At 56.8% G+C, this 24,064-nt stretch carries 24 protein-coding genes and 3 pseudogenes; 11 read left to right on the top strand and 16 right to left on the bottom strand.

The window, feature by feature from the left end; genetic code table 11:
• Nucleotides 1-277: 277 nt before the first annotated feature.
• From AC07O1_RS18045 to AC07O1_RS18030, 4 genes are all read right to left on the bottom strand, one after another.
• Nucleotides 278-2,647 (bottom strand): CehA/McbA family metallohydrolase domain-containing protein, encoded by a 2,370-nt coding sequence (locus AC07O1_RS18045; protein ID WP_495089590.1) that lies wholly within the window; start codon nt 2,645-2,647, stop codon nt 278-280.
• A 61-nt stretch (nt 2,648-2,708) separates the two neighbouring features.
• On the bottom strand, nt 2,709-3,458 hold the full coding sequence (locus AC07O1_RS18040) for an ABC transporter permease (protein ID WP_495089589.1): 750 nt from the start codon (nt 3,456-3,458) through the stop codon (nt 2,709-2,711).
• A 7-nt stretch (nt 3,459-3,465) separates the two neighbouring features.
• Nucleotides 3,466-4,467, bottom strand: coding sequence for an ABC transporter substrate-binding protein (locus AC07O1_RS18035; protein ID WP_495089588.1), 1,002 nt, complete (start codon nt 4,465-4,467; stop codon nt 3,466-3,468).
• Nucleotides 4,464-5,303: an ABC transporter ATP-binding protein gene (locus AC07O1_RS18030; protein ID WP_495089587.1), complete on the bottom strand. Its 840-nt coding sequence runs from the start codon at nt 5,301-5,303 to the stop codon at nt 4,464-4,466. Before AC07O1_RS18030 ends, AC07O1_RS18035 begins: the two co-directional genes overlap by 4 nt.
• A gap of 136 nt (nt 5,304-5,439) precedes the next feature.
• Between AC07O1_RS18030 and AC07O1_RS18025 the strand changes: the two genes are divergently transcribed.
• Complete coding sequence (locus AC07O1_RS18025; RefSeq protein WP_495089586.1) at nt 5,440-6,189, top strand: GntR family transcriptional regulator; 750 nt, start codon at nt 5,440-5,442, stop codon at nt 6,187-6,189.
• Between the two features lie 24 nt (nt 6,190-6,213).
• On the opposite strand, the pseudogene AC07O1_RS18020 reads toward AC07O1_RS18025, so the two are convergent.
• Both AC07O1_RS18020 and AC07O1_RS18015 read right to left on the bottom strand, forming a co-directional pair.
• Nucleotides 6,214-6,577, bottom strand: a pseudogene (locus AC07O1_RS18020) (molybdopterin dinucleotide binding domain-containing protein); the annotation flags it as partial.
• A gap of 223 nt (nt 6,578-6,800) precedes the next feature.
• Nucleotides 6,801-7,016, bottom strand: a complete 216-nt coding sequence (locus AC07O1_RS18015; RefSeq protein ID WP_495089585.1) for a TOBE domain-containing protein — start codon at nt 7,014-7,016, stop codon at nt 6,801-6,803.
• 290 nt (nt 7,017-7,306) lie between these two features.
• On the opposite strand from AC07O1_RS18015, the pseudogene AC07O1_RS18010 reads away from it, so the two are divergent.
• The 6 genes and pseudogenes from AC07O1_RS18010 to AC07O1_RS17985 all read left to right on the top strand — a co-directional run.
• A pseudogene (locus AC07O1_RS18010) lies at nt 7,307-7,450 on the top strand (ABC transporter substrate-binding protein); the annotation flags it as partial.
• Nucleotides 7,451-7,514: 64 nt separating this feature from the next.
• The gene (ehuB, locus tag AC07O1_RS18005) at nt 7,515-8,387 is read left to right on the top strand and encodes an ectoine/hydroxyectoine ABC transporter substrate-binding protein EhuB (RefSeq protein ID WP_495089584.1); all 873 of its coding nucleotides are present in this window, start codon (nt 7,515-7,517) and stop codon (nt 8,385-8,387) included.
• Between the two features lie 191 nt (nt 8,388-8,578).
• Complete coding sequence (gene ehuC / locus AC07O1_RS18000) at nt 8,579-9,259, top strand: ectoine/hydroxyectoine ABC transporter permease subunit EhuC (protein ID WP_495089583.1); 681 nt, start codon at nt 8,579-8,581, stop codon at nt 9,257-9,259.
• Nucleotides 9,256-9,906 carry an ectoine/hydroxyectoine ABC transporter permease subunit EhuD gene (gene ehuD, locus AC07O1_RS17995; RefSeq protein ID WP_495089582.1) on the top strand — a complete coding sequence of 217 codons (651 nt, stop codon included), beginning with the start codon at nt 9,256-9,258 and terminating at the stop codon, nt 9,904-9,906. The genes ehuC and ehuD overlap by 4 nt, the downstream gene beginning before the upstream one ends.
• Nucleotides 9,899-10,690, top strand: coding sequence for an amino acid ABC transporter ATP-binding protein (locus AC07O1_RS17990; protein ID WP_495089581.1), 792 nt, complete (start codon nt 9,899-9,901; stop codon nt 10,688-10,690). Before ehuD ends, AC07O1_RS17990 begins: the two co-directional genes overlap by 8 nt.
• 463 nt (nt 10,691-11,153) lie before the next feature.
• Nucleotides 11,154-11,987: a DeoR/GlpR family DNA-binding transcription regulator gene (locus AC07O1_RS17985; protein ID WP_494992269.1), complete on the top strand. Its 834-nt coding sequence runs from the start codon at nt 11,154-11,156 to the stop codon at nt 11,985-11,987.
• Here the strand turns inward: AC07O1_RS17985 and otnI are convergent.
• The 6 genes from otnI to AC07O1_RS17955 form a co-directional block, all read right to left on the bottom strand.
• Nucleotides 11,984-12,766, bottom strand: coding sequence for a 2-oxo-tetronate isomerase (otnI, locus tag AC07O1_RS17980; protein WP_495089580.1), 783 nt, complete (start codon nt 12,764-12,766; stop codon nt 11,984-11,986). The genes AC07O1_RS17985 and otnI overlap by 4 nt on opposite strands.
• Before the next feature lie 105 nt (nt 12,767-12,871).
• Nucleotides 12,872-14,332 (bottom strand): GntT/GntP/DsdX family permease, encoded by a 1,461-nt coding sequence (locus AC07O1_RS17975; protein WP_495089579.1) that lies wholly within the window; start codon nt 14,330-14,332, stop codon nt 12,872-12,874.
• 191 nt (nt 14,333-14,523) lie between these two features.
• Nucleotides 14,524-15,162 (bottom strand): 3-oxo-tetronate 4-phosphate decarboxylase, encoded by a 639-nt coding sequence (otnC, locus tag AC07O1_RS17970; protein ID WP_495089578.1) that lies wholly within the window; start codon nt 15,160-15,162, stop codon nt 14,524-14,526.
• 8 nt (nt 15,163-15,170) lie between these two features.
• Nucleotides 15,171-16,469, bottom strand: a complete 1,299-nt coding sequence (gene otnK / locus AC07O1_RS17965; protein WP_495023049.1) for a 3-oxo-tetronate kinase — start codon at nt 16,467-16,469, stop codon at nt 15,171-15,173.
• A gap of 10 nt (nt 16,470-16,479) precedes the next feature.
• Nucleotides 16,480-17,385 carry an L-threonate dehydrogenase gene (gene ltnD, locus AC07O1_RS17960; RefSeq protein WP_494992274.1) on the bottom strand — a complete coding sequence of 302 codons (906 nt, stop codon included), beginning with the start codon at nt 17,383-17,385 and terminating at the stop codon, nt 16,480-16,482.
• Nucleotides 17,378-17,536: a hypothetical protein gene (locus tag AC07O1_RS17955; protein ID WP_494992275.1), complete on the bottom strand. Its 159-nt coding sequence runs from the start codon at nt 17,534-17,536 to the stop codon at nt 17,378-17,380. Before AC07O1_RS17955 ends, ltnD begins: the two co-directional genes overlap by 8 nt.
• 162 nt (nt 17,537-17,698) lie before the next feature.
• On the opposite strand from AC07O1_RS17955, the gene AC07O1_RS17950 reads away from it, so the two are divergent.
• Both AC07O1_RS17950 and AC07O1_RS17945 read left to right on the top strand, forming a co-directional pair.
• Nucleotides 17,699-17,926, top strand: a complete 228-nt coding sequence (locus tag AC07O1_RS17950) for a transposase (protein WP_495089663.1) — start codon at nt 17,699-17,701, stop codon at nt 17,924-17,926.
• A 115-nt stretch (nt 17,927-18,041) separates the two neighbouring features.
• Nucleotides 18,042-19,154, top strand: coding sequence for a CapA family protein (locus tag AC07O1_RS17945; protein ID WP_495089577.1), 1,113 nt, complete (start codon nt 18,042-18,044; stop codon nt 19,152-19,154).
• 56 nt (nt 19,155-19,210) lie between these two features.
• Here the strand turns inward: AC07O1_RS17945 and AC07O1_RS17940 are convergent, their stop codons facing one another.
• On the bottom strand, nt 19,211-19,678 hold the full coding sequence (locus AC07O1_RS17940) for a cupin domain-containing protein (protein ID WP_494992277.1): 468 nt from the start codon (nt 19,676-19,678) through the stop codon (nt 19,211-19,213).
• Between the two features lie 548 nt (nt 19,679-20,226).
• Between AC07O1_RS17940 and AC07O1_RS17935 the strand changes: the two are divergent.
• A pseudogene (locus AC07O1_RS17935) lies at nt 20,227-20,418 on the top strand (hypothetical protein); the annotation flags it as partial.
• Between the two features lie 97 nt (nt 20,419-20,515).
• On the opposite strand, the gene AC07O1_RS17930 reads toward AC07O1_RS17935, so the two are convergent.
• The 3 genes from AC07O1_RS17930 to AC07O1_RS17920 form a co-directional block, all read right to left on the bottom strand.
• Entirely contained in the window at nt 20,516-22,180 is a 1,665-nt protein-coding gene (locus AC07O1_RS17930; protein ID WP_495089576.1) for a hypothetical protein, read from the bottom strand.
• 12 nt (nt 22,181-22,192) lie between these two features.
• A complete protein-coding gene (locus AC07O1_RS17925; protein WP_495089575.1) occupies nt 22,193-22,627 on the bottom strand; it encodes a hypothetical protein in 435 nt (144 codons plus the stop codon).
• Between the two features lie 230 nt (nt 22,628-22,857).
• Entirely contained in the window at nt 22,858-23,274 is a 417-nt protein-coding gene (locus AC07O1_RS17920; RefSeq protein WP_495089574.1) for a hypothetical protein, read from the bottom strand.
• A gap of 434 nt (nt 23,275-23,708) precedes the next feature.
• On the opposite strand from AC07O1_RS17920, the gene AC07O1_RS17915 reads away from it, so the two are divergent.
• A complete protein-coding gene (locus AC07O1_RS17915; RefSeq protein ID WP_495089573.1) occupies nt 23,709-23,924 on the top strand; it encodes a hypothetical protein in 216 nt (71 codons plus the stop codon).
• Nucleotides 23,925-24,064: the final 140 nt, after the last annotated feature.

Raw genomic sequence — 24,064 nt, 5'->3', positions numbered from 1 at the left:
TGACGCGGAGCGTCACCGGATGCATTCCCACGCAGGAGCGTGGGAACGATCATCAGCTCGCCCGCGACGCCACCCACGAATTTTTCGTGATTTGAGCCCCCCAAAGATCGTTCCCACGCTCTGCGTGGTAACGCAGAGCGTCACCGGATGCATTCTGATCCCTCAGGCGTGTGCTCAGGGGCTCGACGCTACAACGCTGGCCAGGGACATCGGCCAGCAGACTGTGGGTGTAGATACCTGCCGGTTGTGCAGGCCAGCCCTCAGCTAGCTGGCGTGTTCATAGCGTAAGAAACAGCGCCGAAGTCCAGACCCGGGATTGATCCCGCTGGCGGGCACAGATGAACAATGGATGCTCACGCCCCTGCTCCAGATTCAACCGTGCAAGCTCGATCTTCCCGTTCAGCTCACGGGGCAGCGGCGCGGATGTCGTTCGTTCGAGGGACACTTTCAATTCAGCTCCCGGCAGTTCTTCGATCACATGCGCCTGTGCCAGCAATTGCTCGCCGGACACTTCCATCAGCACCGTGGGCGCGTGCACATAAGGTTGCGGTTCAGACGGGTCGCCGACCTTGATGTAGTTATCGATGCGGCTGTGAATCTGCAGCGTGGCGCCGGCCAGTTGCGACAGGTCGATTTCGATGCTGTCGGTATCGCCGTTGGTGTCGGTGCGAAAGGCCAGAACCGTTGCATCCTTGCGCCATACGGTTTGCTCGGGATGATCGAGCCCCAACGCGCGGAAGCCATTGATGACTGCTCCCGTCACGCGAATCTCGCCGGTCCAGTAGGCGCCGCGATAACGATCCTTGATCCGCGCACCGCCCAGTCGCAGACGAATGCGTTGAGTGGAAAAACCCAGTTCCTGATGCAGGTTGCGTGACCAGATCAGTTTTTCGCCATCGAACAGATCGACCTGCTCCCAGCCCGCCTCGCCCAGCAGTCGGTAATCCAGCGTGGCATTCGAATCGGCAGTGAAGACTTCGCCCATAAAGTGCTTGCCCTGACGCAAACTGGCAAAGGAACGCTCGCCGGTCGTGGCAAAGGTGCGACGTGCACGAAGTGCCTTGCCGACACTGGCCCGGTCGAAGCCGTCGGCGACGACTCCGGTCAGCCCGCCGCGAGAGCCGAACACGGCCGTGGCCGGAACACCACCGCCGCAACGGCCCTGGTGCTCATCGCTGTTAGCGGCGGCGCCAACCCGATAGCCACGCTGAAGGGCTTCGGCGTAAACCCAATGGAACTGCCCCCAGGCCGAGCCGACTTCGATCAGGCGCTCCAGCTCCGGATGGTGCCAATCGAGGTTGCAACGGCGCCCACCCACATGCGGCATCATCAGATGGCCTTCGGGATCCTTGGCATAGGCGGCGTACAACTCGTCCACCGGCCAGGCGCCCGGCTTGATCGTCCCGGCGGTGAATTCGTTCCATTCGAAGGAGCGCACCAGGCGGCCTTGATTATCGAAGGGAAACTCAGGTTTGCGATCATGCAGGAACACCACGTTACGGTCGCCGCCCGCGCAAGAATTGCCGCACCACTCGGTGCCGGGATAACAAACAAATCGGCCTGGTTCATTGAGTTCGTGAATCAGCTGGACCGCCTGATCCCAGCGTTGCTCGGTGATGTTGAAATCGTTAGCGGTGTAACCGAGCACATCGAGCCCGGCGACATCGCGACCGTAGCTGAGGTTGTACAAGGTGTCATTGGTGCCCACGGTGTCATCGGAATGTACATGCAGGTCGGCGTACAGCGCACGCAATGCCGTGCCGGCCGGGTCGACCGTGACGAACCCTTGAGCCGCACGTACAAAAGGCGCATCCACCTCGGCCGACAAACGCCACTCGCCCACCGCACCGAGATCAAAACCCTCGAGCCGCACGCTCGCCCAACCTTCGGCCGCCAGGGTGAATGACTGTTGACGCTCACCTCCTTCAGGGTCAACGAGGGTCAGGACACCCTTGAGCGGCAAGTTGCGGCAGGTGTTGCCCCAGGCATCATCAACCCTGAGCAGGACGTCGAATGCCTCACCCGCGCTGACCAGACGAGGAACAATCAACTGCACGCTCTGCGCCGGTCCCGGCACGATATTCAACAGCGGATCGCCCGGCACATCAGCAAATTTCGAGCTACCCAGCGGGTCGATGAACAGACGGAAGCGGAAGTCTTTCTCGACGAAACTCTGCACCCGGGTACCTGCACCGCCCTGGCGACGATCGCCCAGGCGAATGGTGATTTTGTCCCCCGGGTTCAGGTAGCCGTCAATGATGTCGATGATGATCGCCTTCTGGAACGGCCGCTCATGGCCCTTCTGGTCGAAGCGCACCTTCAAGTGCTGCACCGTGGCCTGGCTCTGACCAGGGGCCAGCTCACCGGCCTGATACTCGGCGCTGACATAGTTGGGTCCGGCTGGGTTCGAGGTCTGGAACAAGGCCCAGTCGGAGTAAAACTTGAAGGCCAGTTTCAGCCAGGCGCCGTCCGCCAGGCCGCTGCCACCCACCTCGTAGACCAAGGTGATTTCATCCCATTGACCGGCGATCAGCGTGTCACGGTCGCAGTGGACGCTGCCCAGAAACGGGCGTTTCTTGTTGCGTTCGTACAGGCCTTGTGGGGCGATGTAGTGCCCGGCTTCGCGGGGATCGAAAAGGTTACTCACATGACACCTCGTGCAGTGGTCCACTGAAGGTTTGAAGGGGGTCGAAGACAAATGCCAGTGCTTATTGCACCCGCCATTTCTGGTAATGGCGCTCGATGCGCCTGAACACAAAACTCTCCATCAGCCACGCAATCAGGCCGATCAGAACGATGCCCAGCAGCACCTGACTGCTGTTGCCGATCTGCCCGCCCGTCGACACCATCCAGCCGATGCCCTGGGACGCGCCGATCATTTCCGCAGCGACCAGTGCCCTCCAGCCCTGGCTGAAGCCGATGCGCAAGGCCGCCGTTACGAACGGCAGTGAGGCCGGCAGGTAAACGTGCGCAAGCAGTTGCCAGGGATTGGCACCCAAGGTGCGCGCCGCGCGAACTTCACCGCCGCGAATACTCTGCACGCCCTCCTGGATGGTCACCGCCATGGGGAACACCGCGGCAATGAAAATCACCAGTACGATGGAAACGTAACCCAGGCCGAAAATGATCATGATCAGCGGCGCCCAGGCAATCGGCGGGATGGCCATGAACAGGCTGTTGAGCGGTGAGATGAAATCGCGAAAACGCGAAGACAGACCACCGGCCGTACCCAGCAGAACCGCAACGATCACCGCCGCGCAAAAGCCGCCAAGCTCTTCCAGGAGGCTGGCCCTGAGGTGCTGCCAGAGCGAGCTATCCCCCAACCAGCGCACCGCCTCGCGGGCGACGTCCCAGGGTTGCGGCAGGATGTAAGTGGGAAAGCGGCTGGCCAGGGCCATCCAGATCAACAGCAGGAATGGCAGCGAGGCCCATCCCCAATTCGGTTTTGGCAAGGACATGACAGACTCAGCGCGAGGCTTTTTCCAGGTAGGAGGTATCCACGATCTGTTCGGTGTCGAGCGTGGTATCGATAAAGCCCAGGTCATGGGAGTAATTCATCAGGCGCTGGATGAATTGAATATCTGAGGCCTGCAGGTCCGCTGCCCAACCCAGTCGCGTGCGTGCTTGGGCAACGATGGTTTGCGCAGCGATGGTCTTGCCGTCGGCACCTTGCACCGGCTCGAGTTTGAACGCCTCGGCGATGATTCGATTCGACTCGTCGGGATGCTCATTGAGGAAAGCGATGGCCTTGCGGTGCGCACGCAGCAGCTTCACTACGTCGTCCGGTCGTTCCTGCAAGGTTTTGGGTAACGCGATCACCACGTACCAGGGGTAATTGGGCAGCACCTGGTTCACATCGAGCAGGATCCGGCTCGACCCGCGCAGCAACGACTGACTGACGAAGGGCTCCCAGGAAAAGGCCGCATCGACAATGCCACGTTCCAGCGCTGCGTTCATGTTGCCCGGCGGCATATCAATGATGTCGAGATCCTGGTCAGGATTGAGCCCGGCCTTTTCTTTCAGGACATACCCGCGCAGCAACACATCCATGCCGCTGCCCTTCTTGACCCCGGCCAGTTTTTTCCCTTTGAGCTCATCCAGGGTCGCAATCGGACTCTTGGCATCGACGATCACCGCGGCCTGACCGTAATTGACCTTGGCCAGAATCCGGCTTTGCAGCCCCCGGGAGAACCATTGGTACACCGGCGGCGTACCGACATAGGCCACATCCAGTTCACCGGCGGCCAGTGCCTGCTGGATCACCGGACCATCGCCCAAAACCTTGAGATCGACATTCAAGCCTTGCTCGCGGTAGTAACCCTGTTTGTCTGCGATCAACGCCGGAGCATTGGCCATGGCGAAGACATACCCAACACGCAGGGGCTTCTGTTCGCCAGCCACGGAAAATGTGCTGCTTGCCAATGCGGCAACAGACAATGAAAGGGCAAGCAGCGTACGTTTGATCATGCGGTTAACTCGAGTTGACGGGTTGGGTAAGCCGTGGCTTGCGACACTTCCATGACTTGGGAAATGCGCTCCATCAGCTCAATGCGGTAATCGAGGAAGGCTGGCAAGCGACGGGATTTCAGATTGGAACGAGGGCGCGGCAGGTTGATCTTCAGTTCACTATGGATACCGCCCGGGGCGATGTTGAGCACGATGACCCGATCTGCCAGAAACACCGCTTCGTCTATGTCGTGGGTAATGAATAGCACCGTCTGGCCGAGTTCGGCCCAGATGCGCAAGGTCTCTTCATTCATGCTGTTGCGGCTGATGGCATCGAGCGCGGCGAACGGCTCGTCCATCAGCAACACGCCAGGCTCGAGTGCCAGGGTTCTGGCCAGGGAGACGCGCTGCTGCATACCGCCAGAGAGCTGATGCGGCAGCCGATGCGCCGCATTCTCCAGACCGACCAGACGCAGGTACTGCAACGCTTGAGCACGCTGCTGCGACTCGCTGGTCTGAGCCGCCATCCGCAGACCGAAACGGACGTTTTCCAAAGCGCTCAACCAGGGAAACAATTGCGGCGCCTGAAACACGTAGCCCAACTCTGAGCGCTCCGGACGCACCGCTGTCTGGTTGATACTGATCTGACCGCTCTGCGGTTGCTGAAAACCTGACAACAAGTTCAGCAAGGTGGTTTTCCCGCAGCCGGATGGCCCCAGAATCGCGACGAATTCGCCGGGCCTGGCGCTCAGGCTGAAAGAGGAAAATACGCGATGCCCATTGGGGTAGCTGAAGCTGATGTCATCGACCGTCAGTGCGTCGGCTTGCGGCTGTGCGTAGGGGATGGTTTCAAGCATGGCAAGTATCGTCAGGTCGTTTACAATGGGATTGCCTGGCATAATACGTATTAATACAAGTAGTCCCAATAACCTATTTTTATAACCTTAGACGTGAAGGTTCGCCGCCCCACTTCTCTGGTCACGGAACTCAGCAGTGTCCACACCTATTCTTCGCGACAGCACGACCTCGCTCTACGAACAGATCGCCCATCAGTTGCTTGAAGAAATTCAGCGTGGCGATTACGAGCCCAGCGGCAAGCTGCCGTCAGAAGCGGAGTTGGGCAAACGCTTTGCGGTCAGCCGCGTCACGGTTCGCCTGGCGGTGGGCAAGCTCAGCGAAGACGGGGTGGTGGAGCGCAAGCAAGGGAAAGGCACCTTCGTTGCAGCCAAACAGGTCCGGCATGGCCTCGATGCATTGCGCAGCTTTCATGAAGCCTTGCTGCTGCAAGGGCTCGAACCGAGCATGCAAGTGATCAAACATGCCTTGCAGCCCGTGCCCGAACCGTTGCGCGCCTTATTTGAAGAGGCTGAGGATTGTCTGCTTCTGGAGCGGCTGCATTTTGTCGATGACGAACCCATCGCACTGGGACGCAGTCATCTGCCCGCCGAGCTGGCCGACGTGGTATGGACCGAGGTCGAACATCAGCCGATCTATTCCATTCTCGAGTCGATTACGGGCTCGGCGGTCATCCGCGCCGACCTGGCGATCCGCGCGCAAGAGGCCGATAAAAGCCTGGCCAGCGCGCTGCACGTCAAACGCGGCGCAGCGCTGCTGGTGATGGAGCGCACCTCCTATTTTGCCGACGGTAAATGCTGCGACCGCACGACCTTTTTTATCCGCCCGGAACGCTATGCCTTCGTCCTCAGTGGTGTCTTCAAATCCAGAACCGCTCAGGCAGATTGATCCTGCCCATTGCAGGTACGACAGTTAAACCATCAATGGTGGCTCGAAGGCTGTGACGGGAGGCAAGGCTTGATCCCACCTCAGGATTTCCATAGAGGCGGTTTGCGCCGAGCACCCTTGCGACAGACTCGAAGACCCGATATCGGCAGTGATCACGTTCGGGTTGCCATGTTTTTCCAGGCTATTTCTCTCGCCATGAGCCAGCGGATCGAACCAGGCCCCGGTGGCGACTTGCACCACGCCCGGGCGAATCCCGTCCGAGACAATCACCCCCGGCCAGAAATGCACCACGCTCGTTGAACACCTTGAGCTCGTCGCCATCGACAATACCCCGTTCGTGTGCGTCATCGGTGTTCAGGGTCAACGGCCCACGCTGCTGGATTTTTTTCAACTTCATGAAAGGCCTTGGTGTGGTGTTTTCAGGTTCTGCGTAACAGCCGCCGCCAGGCTGCGTTCGAGCCGGGGTCGCGCTCGAGCGTAGCGCTCGCAAATGGCAAACGTCGTCCTTCCAGGAAGATCGCATATCGCCTATTGCGACTGCTTCGCCCGAACGCGGACCGAGCCGAACGCAGGCTTAGCCAGCGGCTACGGTTCGCGTCATGACTTACATTTCAGAGCTTGGCGATCGAGACCTCGGTGGATTTGACGAACGCAATGACCTCACTACCGACTGTCAATTCAAGATCGCGCACTGAACGGGTGGTAATCACCGAGGTGACAATTCCGGAGGCGGTTTGCACATCGACTTCGGAGAGCACATCGCCTTCCAGTATTTCCTTGATGACGCCCTTGAACTGGTTCCTGACGTTGATCGCTTTGATGGTCATGATGAGGCTTCCTGTCTGATGTTGGGCAAATCCGCACTGATGTGCAGGTCTTCAAAGTGCACCTCGCGAACCAACAACAAAAGGAATATATAACTATTTATTTATTCCTTAATTGAATAATAAAACGCCCTAAGCTAATACCTAAAAATTATTTATAAATTATTTTTTATAACAATAAGATTCATAAGCAAATACCCATCCCTTTGCTTAATGTCGAGTGTGCCATGTCAAAGTCCACCAAGAACCCTGGAGCGATATTGCGTCGTCCGGCAATGGCCGGTCTGGTTACGGCCAACGCCCATCGCAGCTACCAGGTACAGCCGGTGAAAGGCGATCAGTTGGGTGAGCAACAGAAAATCGCCGATGCTTTTTTTGCCGCAGGCTTGTTGCCCAAGGCGGTAAATGCCAAAGACATCGATATCTGGAAACCGTAGGGCCATTTCCAACGGCATCGAACGCTTGCGAACGTCTCATATCCCCCAACCTGGAAATCCCGTAATGAAAGGCATAAAAACGCTGTCGTTGTCCGCCACACTTGGCTCAGCCGTCTTGTTGAACACAGTTTTTTCATTCTCAGCCATGGCCGGATTACTGGAAAAAGGTCGAACCAATGGGCTGACAGCGGGTATCGCCAATGAGCAGCCCTATGCCTATATCGGGACGGATGGCAAAGTCACCGGTGCCAACGTCGAAGTGCTGCAAGCGATTCTCGCCCCTCTGGGCATTACCAAAATCGACACCCCGATCACCGACTTCGGTTCGCTGGTGCCGGGGCTCGCGGCCGGACGCTTCGATCTGATCGGTGCCGGCCTGTTCATCAATCCCAACCGCTGCAAGGTCATTGGCTTCTCCAACCCGGTCACCCATTCCGGAGGGGCTTTCATTGTCAAAGCGGGCAACCCATTGAAGCTGCACAGCCTCAAGGATGTCGCCATCAACGGCAAGGCAAACCTGGCGACGCAAACAGGCAGCAATCAGGTCCAGGAAGCCAAGGACAGCGGTATTGCCGCCAGCAACGTCATCCTCTTCGACAAGGACACCGAGGCCCTGGCTGCACTGGAAGCTGATCGGGTCGACGTGGTGTATTTCCCCGATGCCGAGATCATCAGCCTGGTCAAGAAAGCCAACAGCCCATCGATCGAGCGCGCCCTTCCCTTCGAGCAGATTCCCGATATCCAGGGCAAACCCACCTGGAACTACCATGCGTATGGCTTGCCGAAAAACGATCCCGAATTCGCACAGGCCTTCAACGAACAGCTGGCCAGGCTGAGTGCGTCCGGCGAATTGCTGAAAATCCTGCACAAATACGGCTACACCGAGAATGAGTTGCCGGAAGCGGACGTTACTGCCGCGCAACGCTGCAACCTATGACGCAGCCCCGCAGGAGGGAGTGCTGACAGTGGTCAACCACCCGATTATCAACAAGGGCGAATGGCTGATCAGTCTTGCACTGTTGCATGCCAGCATTCTTTGAACGTCTCACGCTGAACGTTTCCCCGCTGACCGTGGCGCCATTGAAAACCTGAGCAGCAAGCGGCCTCAAACCCATATGAGTACAGGCCATGTTTATCGACCCCTCTGCTGTGGATACAGCAACCTTCATTGCAAATCAGTTGGCAAATGGCGCAGTGACAACACTGAAAATCACCGTCCTTGCGGAACTGGTGGTCCTGGCGATGTCCTTTGTCATTGCCTTGATGCGACTTTCGCCATGGCGAGCGCTGCGCTGGTTCGCCACGGTCTACGTCGAACTACTGCGCGGCATCTCGGCTCTGGTATTGCTGTTCTATCTGTTTTTCATTTTGCCGTTGTTCGGCATCAGCCTTTCACCAATGACGACGGCTGTCATTGGCCTGGGCCTGACGTTCTCCGCCTACGGATCAGAAATCGTCAGATCAGCGCTGATGAACGTGAGCCGGGGACAGCGTGATGCGCTTAGAGCCCTGGATTTTGATTCCGTGACGGCGTTTCGACGAATCTTGTTGCCGCAGGCACTGCCCTTCATGTTGCCGCCGATGGGCAATCAATTGGTCGAGCTGATGAAAACCACGTCACTGGTCTCGTTGATTACCTTGAGCGACCTGACGTTTGCCGGAGGGCAACTGGTCACCACTCTGGGCCAACAAACCCTGATCTGGAGCATCGTGCTGGTGTGCTATTTCATCATGGCCTGGCCACTGAGCTGGCTGGTCCGCCGCTACGAACAGCACATCACCTCATGGCGTCAGGGGACCCAGTCATGAATTTCGATTATGTGTTTGCCTGGTCAATTCTTCCGGAGCTGTTCCGCGGCTTGCTCGTAACCATTCAAGTTGTGGTGCTCGGTTTTTTCGTTGCGGTGTTTCTGGGTCTGGTACTGGCGATTGCCCAGCGGTCGAAGATCGCCCTGCTCCATCGACTGAGCACGGCGTACCTGAGTTTTTTCCGCAACACACCGCTGATGGTCCAGCTGTACGTCCTGTTCTTCGCCTTTCCGTTGGCGGGAATTACCTTACCCGCCCTCTCCACCGGCGTCATCGGCCTGGGGCTTTACTATGGGGCTTACATTGCCGAAGCCTATCGCGGGGCAATAGACGGTGTGCCTGTTGGCCAGTGGGAAGCCGCCAGAGCGCTGGATTTCAATACCGCCACAACATGGCAGCGAATCGTACTCCCCCAGGCTCTGAAACCCATGCTGCCAATCCTGGGCAACTACCTGATCGGCATGTTCAAGGAAACGCCGCTGCTCGCCGTCATCACCATCCCGGAGCTGTTCCAGGCAGCCAGACAAGTAGCAGGAATAACCTACCGCTACAACGAACCCTACACCTTAATGGCGCTGATGTTTCTGGTGATCAGCGTTCCGACCTCCCTGTTCTTCAAATACCTTGAAAGGCGCAGCCATGTCTGATCTCTCACATACCTACAGCCCTGCGCCGGCGCAGATAACGCTCAGGCAAGTGGTCAAAAGTTTTGGCAGTACGCGGGTCATCGATCACCTTGATCTGAGCATTCCACAAGGTCAAAAAGTCGCCTTGATCGGTCCAAGTGGCTCAGGTAAATCCACGGTACTGAGGTTGATCAAAGGACTGGAGAACTACCAGCACGGCAGTATCGAAGTCGCTGGCGCCAGCGTCCCGAACAAGCAGCCAGTCTGGCACTGGCCAGGCTCGAAAGGAGCGCCGGTGGTTCATCGGGTGGGCATGGTATTTCAGCAGTTCAATTTGTTCCCGCATCTCAGCGTGCAGGAAAACATTACTGAGGCGCCTTTCAGGGTATTGAAACTGAGCCGCGAAGAAGCACAAGCACGTGCACATGAATATCTGGGCCTGGTCGGCTTGCGCCACAAGGCTGACGCCTACCCGAGTCAACTGTCCGGAGGTCAGCAGCAACGAGTTGCGATCGCCCGCGCGCTGGCCATGCGACCGCAAGTCATGCTGTTCGACGAGGTCACCTCCGCCCTTGACCCTGAACTGGTGGGCGAGGTGTTGGCGGTCATCCGTGCTATCGCCCACGAGCAGCAAATGACCATGCTGCTGGTGACCCATGAAATGAAGTTCGCTCAGGATATCGCCGACCGGGTTTTGTTCATGGAGGCTGGAAGAATCGTGGCTGACGGCTCGCCGAAAGAGATACTGGTCGATCCTGATAACGAGCGGACCCGACGCTTTCTTAACCTCGTGGAGCAAAGGTGACGTGCGATCTTTTGCGGGCGTTCATACTCAATTATCCTGCTACACCTATCGTGATCCAGTATTCACTGTGCCTGACGATGCTGATCGGCAGACTGCTCGCAGCATTCCCAGTATCTGCCGGGTGTTGTCCAATGGGTATGGACCGCTCACGCGCAGGTCTGCGACAGCGAGTCGAACCGCTGCGCTGGCGGTTCACTCGCATTTCGACATCCTGATCAACAACGCCGGCGGACCGCCTCCGGGGGATTTCCACGACCGCGACCCCGGCCGGGTCATCGGCCAATCGAGCGAGAATCGCCTCAGTGTTGTCATAGCTCTCGTCGGCTGGCGGGCTGGCCATCAAACCTGAATGACCGCCGTGGTGCCTGGATCCATTACAGCGTTGCGCTACTGATCCAGTCACAGATTCGCTACTATGTTTGACCGCACCTTTACCCTCAGCTTTCCTCACTTTGGAGCCTGAATGCCTAGTCAAAAGGACATCGCCGCGCAAAGCGGCGCACCGATGATTCCTGAGCAGCGCCGTGAATTGATGCTGCGACAGTTGCGCAAGCATCAGGTGCTGAGCGTTCATCAGTTAATGGAAATGTTCGACTGTTCGCACATGACCATACGCCGCGATATCGCGCTGCTTGAACAGGAAGGACGTGCTTACTCGGTAACGGGTGGGGTGCGAATCGCCAGCCAGCTCCACAGTGAGCCCAGCCATCAGTTCAAGGCGGTGGTCGAGTTGCCGCAGAAGCAGGCGATGGCGAAACTCGCCGCGCGCTTACTGCACCCCGACATGACGATTTATCTGGATGCGGGAACCAGCACGCTGGAGATCGTCCCCTACATCAAGGCGCTGTCGGGCATGACGGTGGTGACCAACGACTTCGGCATTGTCCAGGCGTTGATCGAGGCGCCCCATGTCACGGTGATTCATACCGGCGGGCAGCTGGATCACTCCAATCAATCGTGCGTGGGCGGTTTGGCGGTTGCCACCTTGCGCCAGGTCGTCACCGATATCGCCTTCATATCGACCAGTTCCTGGGATTTGCGTCGCGGCCTCACCACGCCTTCGGCACTGAAGGTGGAGGTCAAGCAAGTCGCGATGCAATCGGCCTCGCAAGTGGTGCTGGTGGCCAGCAGTTCGAAGTACGGCACGTTCAGCATGTACAAGATCGCCGGGCTCGAGCAGTTCGACATCATCCTCAGCGACGATGCGCTGACCCCTGCCGCGGTCGATAGCATCCGCAAGCAGGGTGTGGAATTGCTGTTGCCTTCCGATAGTGGCGCGCAGGGTTTTGAGCGCTAGCGGCTCTTCCAGTCCCGCAACCACTGCAAGCCTGCCGAGGTATTGCCACGCGGCCGGTATTCACACCCTACCCAGCCGTCATACCCCAACTGGTCGATCAGCTCGAACAGATAGGGATAGTTAACTTCTCCCAGGTCTGGTTCGTGGCGATCCGGTACGCCAGCGATCTGGATATGGCCGATACCGTCGAAGTCCCGACGCAGTTTGCTGGCCAGGTCACCCTCGACGATCTGGCAGTGGTAGCAGTCGAACTGAACCTTCAGGTTACTGGCGCCCACCTCCTTGCAAATGGCCTGGGCCTGATCCTGCCGGTTGAGGAAAAAGCCCGGCATGTCCCGCGTGTTGATCGGTTCGAGCAATACCGTGACCCCGACCTTGGCCGCCTGAGCGGTGGCGTAAGCGAGGTTTTCCAGGTAAATACCGTGATGCCGTGCCCGATCGCTCTCGCGGGGCAGCAGGCCTGCCATGACATGGATTCGTGAGTTCCCCAGCACGGCGGCGTATTCCAGGGCGCGATCAAAACCGCTGCGAAATTCACTCTCACGGCCCGGCAACGACACCGTGCCCCGCTCGCCGGCCGTCCAATCGCCGGGCGGTGCGTTGAACAGCGCCTGTACCAGGCCGTTGTCACTCAAGCGCTGCTTGAGTTCCTGAGCGCTGTAGTCGTAGGGAAACAGATACTCCACCGCTTCGAAACCATCGGCGGCAGCGGCGGCGAAGCGATCCAGAAACTCATGTTCGGGATAGAGCATGCTGAGGTTGGCAGCAAAACGAGGCATGTTAGCTCCTATAAATGGCTTTTTTGTAGGAGCACGGCTTGCCGGCGATGGCGTCCTTGAGATCGCCATCGCGAGCAAGCTCGGCTCCTACAGGTCGACAGTTCGTTAGACAAACGGCCAGATCAGCAACGTAATACCGAAACCCAATGTACCGAGCAAGGTGGTCAGTACCGTCCAGGTGCGCAAGCCGTCGGCCACATTCAGCCCGGCCAGCTTGGTGAAGATCCAGTAACCGGCATCATTGATATGGGACATCGCCAGCCCGCCACCGCCCATGGCCAGGCACAGCAGGGCCATGTGGTTCGGGGTCAGATTGAGGGTAGCAATCAGCGGACTGATGATGCCGGCGGTGGTCACCAGCGCCACAGTGGTCGAGCCCTGAACCGCGCGCAACAGCATAGTCAGCAGAAAGCCCAGCGCGAGCACCGGCAGACCGGTGGTGCGCAGCATGTCGGAGACCACGGCGCCGATACCGGTATCCACCAGCACCTTGCCAAATACACCGCCAGCGCCGGCAATCAGGATCACCATGGCCACGCCGGGCAACGCAGAGCCGATCACGTCGGACACCTGAGAACGGCTCCAGCCCCGACGCGAACCCAGCAACCAGGCACACAGCAAGGTGTCGATCAGCAGCGCCACCAATGGCGCGCCGAGCACGGTCATGATGCCGCGCAGGGTCGATTCAGCCGGCAGCAACGAGGTGGCCAGAGTCCCCAGCAAAATCAGAATGATCGGCAGCAGGATCATGCTGACGATCAGACCGAAACCTGGTGGGGGTGCCGGCGGCAACTTCGCGACAATGCTACTGGTGGCCTCTTCCAGGCCCATGTGTGACACCGCCACAGCGGCTTGTTCAGTGCTCTTGCCGTTGCCATTGGCCCAGGCGGCCAGATCTTCGTTGGTGACATGCGGGCCGTAGACCTCGGCACGAATATCGTCGGTCATCGGGTACACCCGGCGGGTCATGCGCCCGGCCACGCGATAACCGACATAGCAGAGCAGCGCGGTGATCGGCAGACCGAACATCAGCACGCGACCGAGGTCGGCGCCCAACTGGCTGGCAGCAGCCACTGCGCCCGGGTGTGGCGGCAGGAAGGCGTGTACGGTCAACAAGGCAGCGCACATCGGCAGTGCGAACACCAGCAACGGCTTACGCGCACTGCGGGCGACGCCATAGGCCAGCGGCATGAGGATGATCACACCGACCTCGAAGAACACAGGTACCCCGACCATGAAACCGGCAATCGTCAGCGCCAGCGGCGTGCGTCGGTTGCCGAAACGGGTGATCAACGTCTTGGCCAGTGCCTCGGCACCGCCGGAGAGCTCGATGATCCGCCCGATCATCGCGCCCAGGGCAATGATGATCGCGATATGGCCCAGGGTCTTGCCCATGCCACCTTCGATGGTGGCAACCAGATCGGCCGGTTTCACCCCGGCCACCAGTGCCACCAGAATGCTCACCAGCATCAAGGCCACGAAGGGCTGGAACTTGTACTTGAGCACCAGGAACAACAACAGCGCGATGCCCACCCCTGCGGTAACCATCAGGATTAACGGGCTCATTTCAGAAACCCTCCACGCCGGGTGAACGAAACGGTTCTTCTGAAAATGCCGCAGTGAACGTGAGTCATGCCTGGATTTCCTCTTGTTATTGTATTTTTAGGCAAGCCGCGGCTATCGAGAGTCGCTGCGCGTCTCCCGGACCGGGCCTGCGTAATCGATCTGTTGTGTTCTATCGTGCTCGAAAATGCGTTCTACCAGTGCGCGCCGAAGGTCTCTCGCAGCTCGTCCAGCGCTGCTTGATCGAGCGGTTCGGGCTTGGGATTGCTCATCAGCCAGAGCCGTGCGGTTTCCTCGAGCTCCTCCAGGGCGTAGCTGGCCCTGGACACCGAACTCTCCCAGACCACCGGGCCAAGCCGTTCGAGCATCACGCCGCGAACGCTGTTGGCCAGCTGCGCGACCTGCTCGGCGACCTTTGGCGAGCCGGGTCGCTGGTAGCCAATCAACGGGATGTGCCCGACTTTCATGACCTGATACGGCGTCAGCGGCGGAAGAATGTCCTCTGGCTGCCAGACACCCGCCAGCGTCAACGCCACCAGATGGGTGGAATGGGTATGCACCACACCACCGACACTCGGGTTGCGGTCGTAGACCTGGCGATGCAGCGCCAGGGTCTTTGAAGGCTTGTCACCGGACACCCATTCGCCGGCCAGATTGACCTTGGCAATCGTCGCCGGGTCGAGGCGACCGAGGCAGACATCAGTCGGCGTGATCAACCAGCCGTCGTCCAGGCGGGCGCTGATATTGCCGGCGCTGCCGACGGTGTAACCGCGCTGGTAGAGGCTGCGACCAACCTCGCAGATTTCTTCGCGCAAGGCGTTTTCGTTACTCACTGCGCAGCTCATTGTGCACCTCCGGCCTGGGCCAGTTGCTTCAAGGCTTTGCTGAAGAAGTCCCGGCCACCGAAGTTGCCCGATTTGAGTGCCAGCGCCAAAGGCTCATCAGTACTGCTGACCGTCGCCGGCACACCAGGATCGATCTGCGCACCGATCTGTAACAACTGCACGCCCAGTGCCTGAACCACGGCGCCCGAGGTTTCACCACCGGCGATCACGAAGCGACGCACGCCGCTCTGGCGCAGACCCTGGGCGATTTCGCCAAAGGCGTTTTCCACCAGACTGCCGGCCTGTTCGACACCCAGCTTTTGTTGCACGGCCTTGACCTCCTCCGGCGAGCTGGTGGCGTAGATCAATACGGTTTGTTCATTTTCACGGGCGAAGGTCATGGCTTGCGCAACGACCGGCTCGCCAGCAGCCAGGGCCAACGGATCAATCCTCAGCGCGGGCCGACCGGCTTCAAGCCAGGCCGCCACTTGGCCATTGGTGGCCACAGAGGCGCTACCGGCCAACACCACTTCGCCGCCAGACACCGCTGGGAGCCTGGAGGCATCGAAATCACGCAGCTTGCCAGCGCGCCGGAAATTATCCGGCAAGCCCAGGGCCAGCCCCGAGCCACCGGTCAACAACGGCAGATCGGCGCAGGCGGTACCCAGGGTGTAAAGATCACTGTCGGACAAGGCATCGGCGATCGCCATGCCGACGCCTTGAGCCCGCAATTCGGCGATTCGCGCACGAACCTGCCCGGCCCCTTGGGCAATGCTGTCGTAGCGCAACAGGCCGACATTCAGGCGGGTCTGCGATTGCAGAACCCGAACCAGATTGGCATCGGTCATCGGCGTCAGCGGGTGATGCTGCATGCCCGACTCGCTCAGCAGCTGATCCTGAACAAACAAGTGGCCGCGAAAGATCGTCCGGCCATTTTCCGGGAACGCCGGGCATGCGAGGGTGAAGTCGCTGCCCAGTGCGCTCAGCAGCGCTTCGCTGACCTGGCCAATATTCCCGGCCGCAGTGGAGTCGAACGTCGAACAGTACTTGAAAAAGATCTGCTCACAGCCTTGCTCACGCAGCCAGGCGAGTGCCGCGAGGGATTGTTCGACTGCGTCGGCGACCGCAATGGTGCGCGACTTCAGGGCAATGACGATCGCATCGGCGTCGAGCCCTGCGGCCACTTCACTGCTCGGGATGCCGATGCTTTGTACGGTGCGCATTCCGCCGCGTACCAGCATGTTGGCCAGGTCCGTGGCACCGGTGAAATCGTCGGCGATGCAGCCCAGCAGCGGGCGTGCGATGGATGTAGTCATGGAGCGATCCTCAAACAGGCTCAGGCTTGGCAGTTGGCAATTCGATGCCCGGGAAAATCTTGATCACCGCCGAGTCGTCCTCGCGGCCAAAGCCGGCGCTGGAAGCCTGCATGAACATCTGGTGGGCGGTGGCCGACAGTGGCAGCGGGAATTTGCTGGCTCGTGCGGTATCCAGCACCAGGCCCAGGTCCTTGACGAAAATATCCACCGCGGACAACGGCGTGTAGTCGGCCTTGAGAATGTGCGGCACGCGGTTTTCAAACATCCAGGAATTACCGGCGCTATGGGTAATTACCTCATACAGCGCATCGGCATCGACCCCTTCACGCAGGCCCAGCGCCATGGCTTCGGCGGATGCAGCGATGTGCACCCCGGCAAGCAGCTGGTTGATGATCTTGACCTTCGAACCCAGGCCATGGACGTCACCCAGGCGATAGACCTTGCCGGCCATGCCCGCAAGGATCGCTTCGGCTTTGGCGTAGGCATCGGCCGGGCCCGAAGTCATCATGGTCATCTCGCCAGCGGCAGCCTTGGCCGCGCCACCGGAGATCGGCGCATCCAGATACAGTAGGCCTTGCTCGGCCAGACGCTGCCCCAGGTCTACGGCGTAGGTCGGGGCCACGGTGGCGCAGCCGATCACCAGGCTGCCCGGACGCAAAGCCGCCACGGCACCACCCTCGCCAAACAATACGGTTTCAGTCTGCTCGGCATTCACCACAACAGTAATGATCACGTCACACTCACCAGCCATCTGCGCGGGCGAAGAGCAAGCCACGCCGCCCTCGCTGGCAAACTGCTCCGTCACCGCCGCGCGCACATCACAGGCATGCACATTGAAACCGCTGCGCAACAGTGAACGGGCAATGCCCAGGCCCATCGCGCCCAGACCGACAACACCGACATTCTTGTTATTCATGGGGTACTCCAGAGGAAAGCAGCGGCCGATTCCATGCGAGCAAGGTGCAGAAGGCGGACCGCGTTGTAGAAATGAGCGCGGGCATGACAAACGGATCACCCGGTTGAGCGGCGCTATCGCTCGGCACCTGAGTCGGGATCTTGTCGAACATCGAGGCAATCCTGCTTTTGTCTTGTTATCAGGCGGCCATACCGGCTGGAGAGATAATCCACCAATGATCACATTATGTGAAGTATTTTTTTAGAATAACATTTTTTAACATCCAACTCCCAGGCCCACCTCCGCGCCTGACAAGACCGCACAAAAAGGACGCATAATTGAGGCTATCCAGTGCAGGGGCGCGGAAGCAGCCATCCCCTCGAAAAGAAATCGCCTGAAACCTCGCCGGCTGGATCGGCATCTCTACAAGGCACGCAACCTGGTGGAGCGCTTTTTCCAGAAGCTGAAGCCATTTCGCCGGATCGCAACAAGGTATGAACGACTGGCAAGAAACTATCAGTCGATGCCAAGCCTGGTGTCAGCCGTCATCTGGCGGGCCTGATTGAGAACACCACCTGGCTATTGTCCAGGCGTGATGATCGTTGTGATGGGGCCGCAGGTGAGCTGATCGGGGCCTGTCCCCGGTTTACGTTATTCGGGATATCCGGGAGGGTGCCATGGCCGCTGTTACCGATACGCTGAAGCTGTTTCTCGCCGGCGACGTCATGACCGCCCGCGGCATCGACTCGGTACTGCCGCATCCTGGCGATCCGCGGCTTTACGAGGCTTACGTCAAGAATGCCGGCGATTACGTCCGGCTGGCAGAAAGACTCAATGGCTCGATTCCCCGCCCAGTCGATTTCACCTATGCCTGGGGCGCTGCGCTGGAGGAGTTCGAACTTCGCCAGCCAGACGCACGCATCATCAATCTGGAAACTGCGGTGTCCCGCCGCGGACGACCGGAACCAAAGGGCATCAATTACCGCATGAGCCCGGAGAACTTCCCGGTCATCAGCGCAGCCGGCATCGACTGCTGCGTGCTGGCCAACAACCATGTGCTGGACTGGGGGGCAGCCGGCCTGGCCGATACGCTGGATACCCTATCGAGCAACGGTATGTGCAGCACCGGCGCCGGGCACAACCGGCAATCTGCCGAAGCGCCCGCCGTGCTGCCGCAGCCAGGTGGGCGGCGCTTGCTGGTGTTTGGCCTCGGCGCACCCGACAGCGGCATTGCGCCGGACTGGGCCGCCACGGATAGGCGCGCGGGCGTCGCGCGACTGGAGGATCTGTCGATGCAAAGCCTGCGCCCTGTCGCCAAACGGATTATCGAGGGCAAAAATCCGGGGGACCTGGTGGTCGCCTCCATTCACTGGGGCGGCAACTGGGGGTTCGAGATCCCGCGCGAGCAGGTCCGGTTCGCCCATGCCTTGATCGACGAGGCCGGAGTTGACCTGGTGCACGGGCACTCCTCGCACCACATCAAGGGCATTGAGGTGTACCGCGAACGCCTGATTCTCTATGGCTGCGGTGATCTCCTGAACGATTACGAAGGCATCGAGGACCACGCAGCCTTTCGCGGTGACCTGGGGCTTCTATATTTTGCCTCGCTGGACCCGGGCGGGCACCTGCAGTCGCTGGACCTGATACCCATGCGCCTGCGTCGCTTTCGCCTCTGTCGCGCCGAAGGGGATGACCGTCAATGGCTGCACGACACCCTTTCTCGCGAGTGCGCACGCTTGGGCAGCAGCATCCAGCCAGGCGCGAAAAATACCTTCGAGTTGCGTTGGTAGGAGCGTCTGGACACGACAAACGGCCCCCCAGGCTGAGCAACCGGCCAGAATGAACGCTATTTTTTTCTTGGATCGTCTGCAGGGTTGACGTAGTCAATCCCGATTGGGCCGGGGCCCTGCACCTGAAGGATTACCTCTGTGCCTTTGCTTGCCCCAAAGTGCCTCACGTGACCCTCGCCAAAAATGCTTCCGGCCGGAAATTCATGCAATTTTGTCGCATCGAACTTATCCCCATCGCCGTGATACCACGTACCCGAGATCACCGTGACTGTGCGCTCGTCGGGATGAGTATGGGCGGGAATAATATAGTTCGGCGGGAGTTTTACTCGCACGATATAGGGGCCAACGTTGGGGTTGCCCTGGAGGACGGCGGTTTGTGCCCCCTTTGGCAAAGCAGGGTTATCGGCCCATTTGATGTCATTTGGGGTAACCATGATGTAATCGCCAGGCTCAGCCCAACCCATTGAAGACCCGAGGCACCCCATCGCAAGGACAACAGATAACGCTGCGAGCTTGTTGTTCATCGTATTCTCCTCAGAGCGGTTTGAACGATGTCGGGGATATTGAGCACGCAGGCATTGGTCAACCAAGACTGCCTTCCTGACAGTTCATAATAGTCTAGAGCTGAAGACACACCGAGACACCTGACTCAGCTCACCCCTTTCAGCCATCCCACTCCATTCCTGATAAACTGCTGCCTCGCCCCACCCATCCAGATACCCATGCCTTTACACACCACGCCAGCCACACCCCAGTCCCTCTCCCGCCGCTTCAGCGTTGCGCCGATGGTGGATTGGACCTAATTACCGCCACACGCCTTAAAATAAAGGTTCAAAAGGCAGCCAAAAAACATCCGTACCACTTTCGTACCAGCAACATTCACCATCTATCAAATTCAGCCTCCTCTCACTCCCCCTATAGCAAATTTTAAGCAAGCATTTTCGGCTCCAGTTCCGAGCACTGTCGCTTCTGTCAAATACCTTGGTGCATTGGGACCCAAATTCCGCCAATCGGCCCAATCGCTAGGCTCTCAAGCTTTCAACCCTTCCTTTCCACGGAGGAGTCGCGATAGCTGCTCACTTCTCTGCTCTTTACGATCAACGAAAAGCAGCTCGCCTTGAGGAAGCCATCATGGAACTCACGAACTGGGCAGACCAGGATAGAGTAGCGGACGTAGATGAAAATTTACGCGGCGCCCTTGGCGCGATCGACCGTAATGAAGAGATCATCAAGATGACGCATCGCGATGCTTATGGCACCTAAGTGGTTGCAATCGGTCAAAACCAATCTGTGGAGTTCGCCTCCTTCCACCCGAAGCGAATATGAAAGACGAGAAAGTCCCGTCTGACTCTCCCCTACATTTACTTAACAAATAACAACCACGAAGGCGCAATCGCCTCAGATGGAACCCTACTACGTCGACGAAGCGAAAGTTTCAAAACCAATAACGTCAACAAGATCAATATTAATGACTCAATTGCACCCAATGCCAACACCGGCGCTACCGGCATATCCAGGGATTTGAACAGGCTCTCTATTTTTTCATTATTTTTCGCAAGAAGACCGAAAGACATTCCAATATTTAAACTAAAATACCCAACCACATGGCATATCACAAACATAGATTTCGGAACCTTCCGCCCCTCTGAACGGGAAATACCAAACCTCGTAGCAATAAATACAAAGTAGGCTGAAACCAAAAGCGCAGGTAAAAAAAACAGAGCATCCAGAATCGACTTTTTGACTTCATCAATATTCCAAATATCACTAACGTACTCAGGCCAGAATACTCCTCCAGCACAAACCCCTAGAGCACAAAAAAAAGATATCTGGAGAAACCTCCAAATAATCGACAACCAACCGCCTCTGCGCAGCCATTCTCCTGCTGAGAATTTCTGAATCATACCAGACCAAACAATAGAGGCAAAAGAAATGCCAACCAACATGAAAGCCACAATCAAAAATGGACCGTACCCAACCCCAACTTCAAGTATTTTAGACCTTGGCACATCTACTGTAACAGCAACAAAATCTGTAATCAGGATGGAAATTTCAACCAAGGTATAAGAAGTATAAGAGGCTAGAAAAACTTCTAAGTTCGACATCCCAAATGCCATATTCTCCGGACGTCGAATAAAATCCGCCCTTTCCACCATACCAGGATGTCTCTTGAAAGCTTTAAACCTGGAATCACCAACATATCTACGCCCGCCTTCAAATATTGAAATCAAAACATCCCGTGCGCCATGCACACTCGCACTCCAATCAGCATGATGCTCCCTAATCCGTAGAATAGAGCAATACTCAACGACCAAGATAATTTGCATGAAAATAAATGGAGCAACATTCGAAAGAAACCTTGGGATATTTTGTAGATGCCACAGCGCAAACAACCGATAGTTCCCCGCCTCCCAATACTTTAAGATCCCGGGGTACAAATCGATAAACATCACAATATAACTATACCCCCTATAGAAGATTATCGGCAGCGCAGCAACTAGCGAAATCCAGAAAATACACCTAGAATAATAACCCTTGAAAATATCGCCATTTTTAATATGCGCCAACTCATGAAGAACAATTGCTTCAAATTTCTCTGGAGCACGGGCATACACGAGAACCAATCCACCATCTAACTTAAGAAGTTTACGCCAACGAACACCGAACACCTTTGCGGACTGCCGCCTATAATTCTTCGACAAAAAAATGCGAGGACGTTGACAACCTATTCTATCCGACAAGTCATCCACAACTTTACGAATAGTTTCAAGATCCCCATAACGCAACTCTACTAGTTTCTCCCGCCAAACCACAAACCTGTCATGAAGCAAATAAAACACATACCCAAACAAATATAAGAAACCACTAAAAACCATCGACACATAAACATTATTTATATTTGATAGTGGATAAGGCAAAAAATTCGCGTACCAATCACCAAGAATCCAAGCTTGCGCCCCAACAGTTAAGATAAACACCGAAAACCTTTGGGTAGTTCCACTAGGGTATGCGTAAGGGCTGATCACATACATACCCCCCTAGAGAACTTTTTCTACAAAATCAGAAGACAGTTTTACCGCTTGATCCGTCTTGACTCCAGATTTCAAAGCAGCATTAAGCAACGCTTGTACTAAAGAATCTCGTTGCTCCGGGCTAAGTGCGCTTGCCAACTCAGACCTTCCCGAAAAAAGTCCACCAAGCCATTTTTTGTATTTCTCTTTTAAAACATCCCCCCCCGCCTCACTCATTTTCTGAATCACAAAATTCAGCGCTATGCCAGCCATCGTTAACGCAATCGGTGTTATTGCAGGAACAACCTCTGCAACACCGAACGAGAAGGGATCATCGTCGAGTAAAACCCCGTCGAACTCTTGGTCTTTTATTTGATCAAAGCATTCAATTTCCTCCGGAGCGTGTAAAGCGACTAACTCCTTAGCAAGGGATTCAACTGCCATCTGATTTTCAATTCCCATGACCGTTACCCTCTAATCAGTTTTATTTTAAGGCGTTTATATTACTCTAGGAAAAGCCGCGCACTTAGCCAGCGATTCGCTTAGAACAATTAGAAATAAAGGATGCTGCACCGACGAGTTAATCACTGCCCCCCCTAAAACACAGACATAGGCACGGGCAATTGTAGGTATGAAAAACACCTAAGTGCTTCAGAATTCAGTTTGTAACATCTACCCTCATTGGATAACTGTCACTCTATTGACTTCATCTCTCCCAAAAGTAGCCACTTCCCTTCCCCAACCCTGAAAAAAATCCACATATTCTTACAACTCATGCCCGGAAGAAAAACATTAAAACTTGAAGCCCCCTTCCGCTCAATTAAAGTCCCTTCGCAGTTGTCATGTGTCATTCTACCCACCTCCCTGAACTCTGTGAATGTATTACCATTCGGGTAATATTCCCTCCAAATACCGTCCTTCAACTGAGCCCAATGTCGTTCGCCAGCGAGCTCACCAAAGGGATAATTGAAGCTGAATTTCTCGGGACGCCCGGTGCTTATTTCGGTTTTATTTGGTATCGATGAAAACATGAAGAATAGGCCGTAGCCAACAATTGCAATCACACCTACCATCCCTGCGAACAATAAAATCTTATCGTCCTTCATCATTGCAGAACCCTCTCAATTGAGACTAAACCAATTCTATCCGTCCACCTTTGATAGACATTGGTTTAGCACAGTAATCATATAGCGCTACAAACAAATGGATGGGTCGCCGATGGACTCTTACTCCGGCTTAGCCGTGAGTAAAAACGGGAGCAAATGAAAGGTAGATAAAAGAGGGGAAAAATTTGCCTAAACATTCGTTATGTAGAGCCGAATGTGCCGCAGGGTATGGCTTTTGCGATGCCGAGGCGTGGATAGGGATTCGAACCCATTCCTGTGTGCCTGTAGGCCGCTTCAGCCCAGTAAATGCGGTGCTTTCGTCCTTTTCCAACGGCGTCCTGCGGTCTTTGGCGGCCCTGAATTTGCCCTAATTTTGCCCTAAACCTTCTCAGCACTGGCGGTGCTATGCTTGGTTTTTTCGATAAGAGTCAAGCCCCATGCTAGGCGACTATTCACTTCCCGATGTACTGGAAAGGATCTATCACAATCAACTCGCCTTGGAAGCGGCGCTAATGGAGTTGACGTTGTGGGTGGAACAGCGGGATTCGCCAGAGGTTGGTGAGAACGTTCGAAGCGCACTGGAGACGATTGGTGAAAATGCCGGCCATATCAAACAGGGCTTAGCCAAATTACAACCTAGTAACAGCGTTTAGGGTTGCAAGTTACGTTCTGAACGGGATTTCAGGTATCCCCAGCAGTTAGCCTGGGAACCGATATGTAGTGGTCAACTAATCCCGGACACGACGTTAAGTTTTTCTTCGGCCCGAGCTGGCGCCAGCCCACCGTTGAATTG

This window comes from Pseudomonas sp. GW821-FHT07G10, assembly GCF_059418545.1.
The sequence above is the reverse complement of the archived record's forward strand: the minus strand, read 5'-3'. Positions and strand labels throughout refer to the sequence as shown.

Coding starts and splice junctions, on each gene's coding strand:
- AC07O1_RS18040 (WP_495089589.1), bottom strand. CDS start 3,458: ATGTCCTTGCCAAAACCGAATTGGGGATGGGCCTCGCTGCCATTCCTG.
- AC07O1_RS18035 (WP_495089588.1), bottom strand. CDS start 4,467: ATGATCAAACGTACGCTGCTTGCCCTTTCATTGTCTGTTGCCGCATTG.
- AC07O1_RS18030 (WP_495089587.1), bottom strand. CDS start 5,303: ATGCTTGAAACCATCCCCTACGCACAGCCGCAAGCCGACGCACTGACG.
- AC07O1_RS18015 (WP_495089585.1), bottom strand. CDS start 7,016: ATGACCATCAAAGCGATCAACGTCAGGAACCAGTTCAAGGGCGTCATC.
- ehuB (WP_495089584.1), top strand. CDS start 7,515: ATGAAAGGCATAAAAACGCTGTCGTTGTCCGCCACACTTGGCTCAGCC.
- ehuC (WP_495089583.1), top strand. CDS start 8,579: ATGTTTATCGACCCCTCTGCTGTGGATACAGCAACCTTCATTGCAAAT.
- ehuD (WP_495089582.1), top strand. CDS start 9,256: ATGAATTTCGATTATGTGTTTGCCTGGTCAATTCTTCCGGAGCTGTTC.
- AC07O1_RS17990 (WP_495089581.1), top strand. CDS start 9,899: ATGTCTGATCTCTCACATACCTACAGCCCTGCGCCGGCGCAGATAACG.
- AC07O1_RS17985 (WP_494992269.1), top strand. CDS start 11,154: ATGCCTAGTCAAAAGGACATCGCCGCGCAAAGCGGCGCACCGATGATT.
- otnI (WP_495089580.1), bottom strand. CDS start 12,766: ATGCCTCGTTTTGCTGCCAACCTCAGCATGCTCTATCCCGAACATGAG.
- AC07O1_RS17975 (WP_495089579.1), bottom strand. CDS start 14,332: ATGAGCCCGTTAATCCTGATGGTTACCGCAGGGGTGGGCATCGCGCTG.
- otnK (WP_495023049.1), bottom strand. CDS start 16,469: ATGACTACATCCATCGCACGCCCGCTGCTGGGCTGCATCGCCGACGAT.
- ltnD (WP_494992274.1), bottom strand. CDS start 17,385: ATGAATAACAAGAATGTCGGTGTTGTCGGTCTGGGCGCGATGGGCCTG.
- AC07O1_RS17955 (WP_494992275.1), bottom strand. CDS start 17,536: ATGTTCGACAAGATCCCGACTCAGGTGCCGAGCGATAGCGCCGCTCAA.
- AC07O1_RS17945 (WP_495089577.1), top strand. CDS start 18,042: ATGGCCGCTGTTACCGATACGCTGAAGCTGTTTCTCGCCGGCGACGTC.
- AC07O1_RS17940 (WP_494992277.1), bottom strand. CDS start 19,678: ATGAACAACAAGCTCGCAGCGTTATCTGTTGTCCTTGCGATGGGGTGC.
- AC07O1_RS17925 (WP_495089575.1), bottom strand. CDS start 22,627: ATGGGAATTGAAAATCAGATGGCAGTTGAATCCCTTGCTAAGGAGTTA.
- AC07O1_RS17920 (WP_495089574.1), bottom strand. CDS start 23,274: ATGATGAAGGACGATAAGATTTTATTGTTCGCAGGGATGGTAGGTGTG.
- AC07O1_RS17915 (WP_495089573.1), top strand. CDS start 23,709: ATGCTAGGCGACTATTCACTTCCCGATGTACTGGAAAGGATCTATCAC.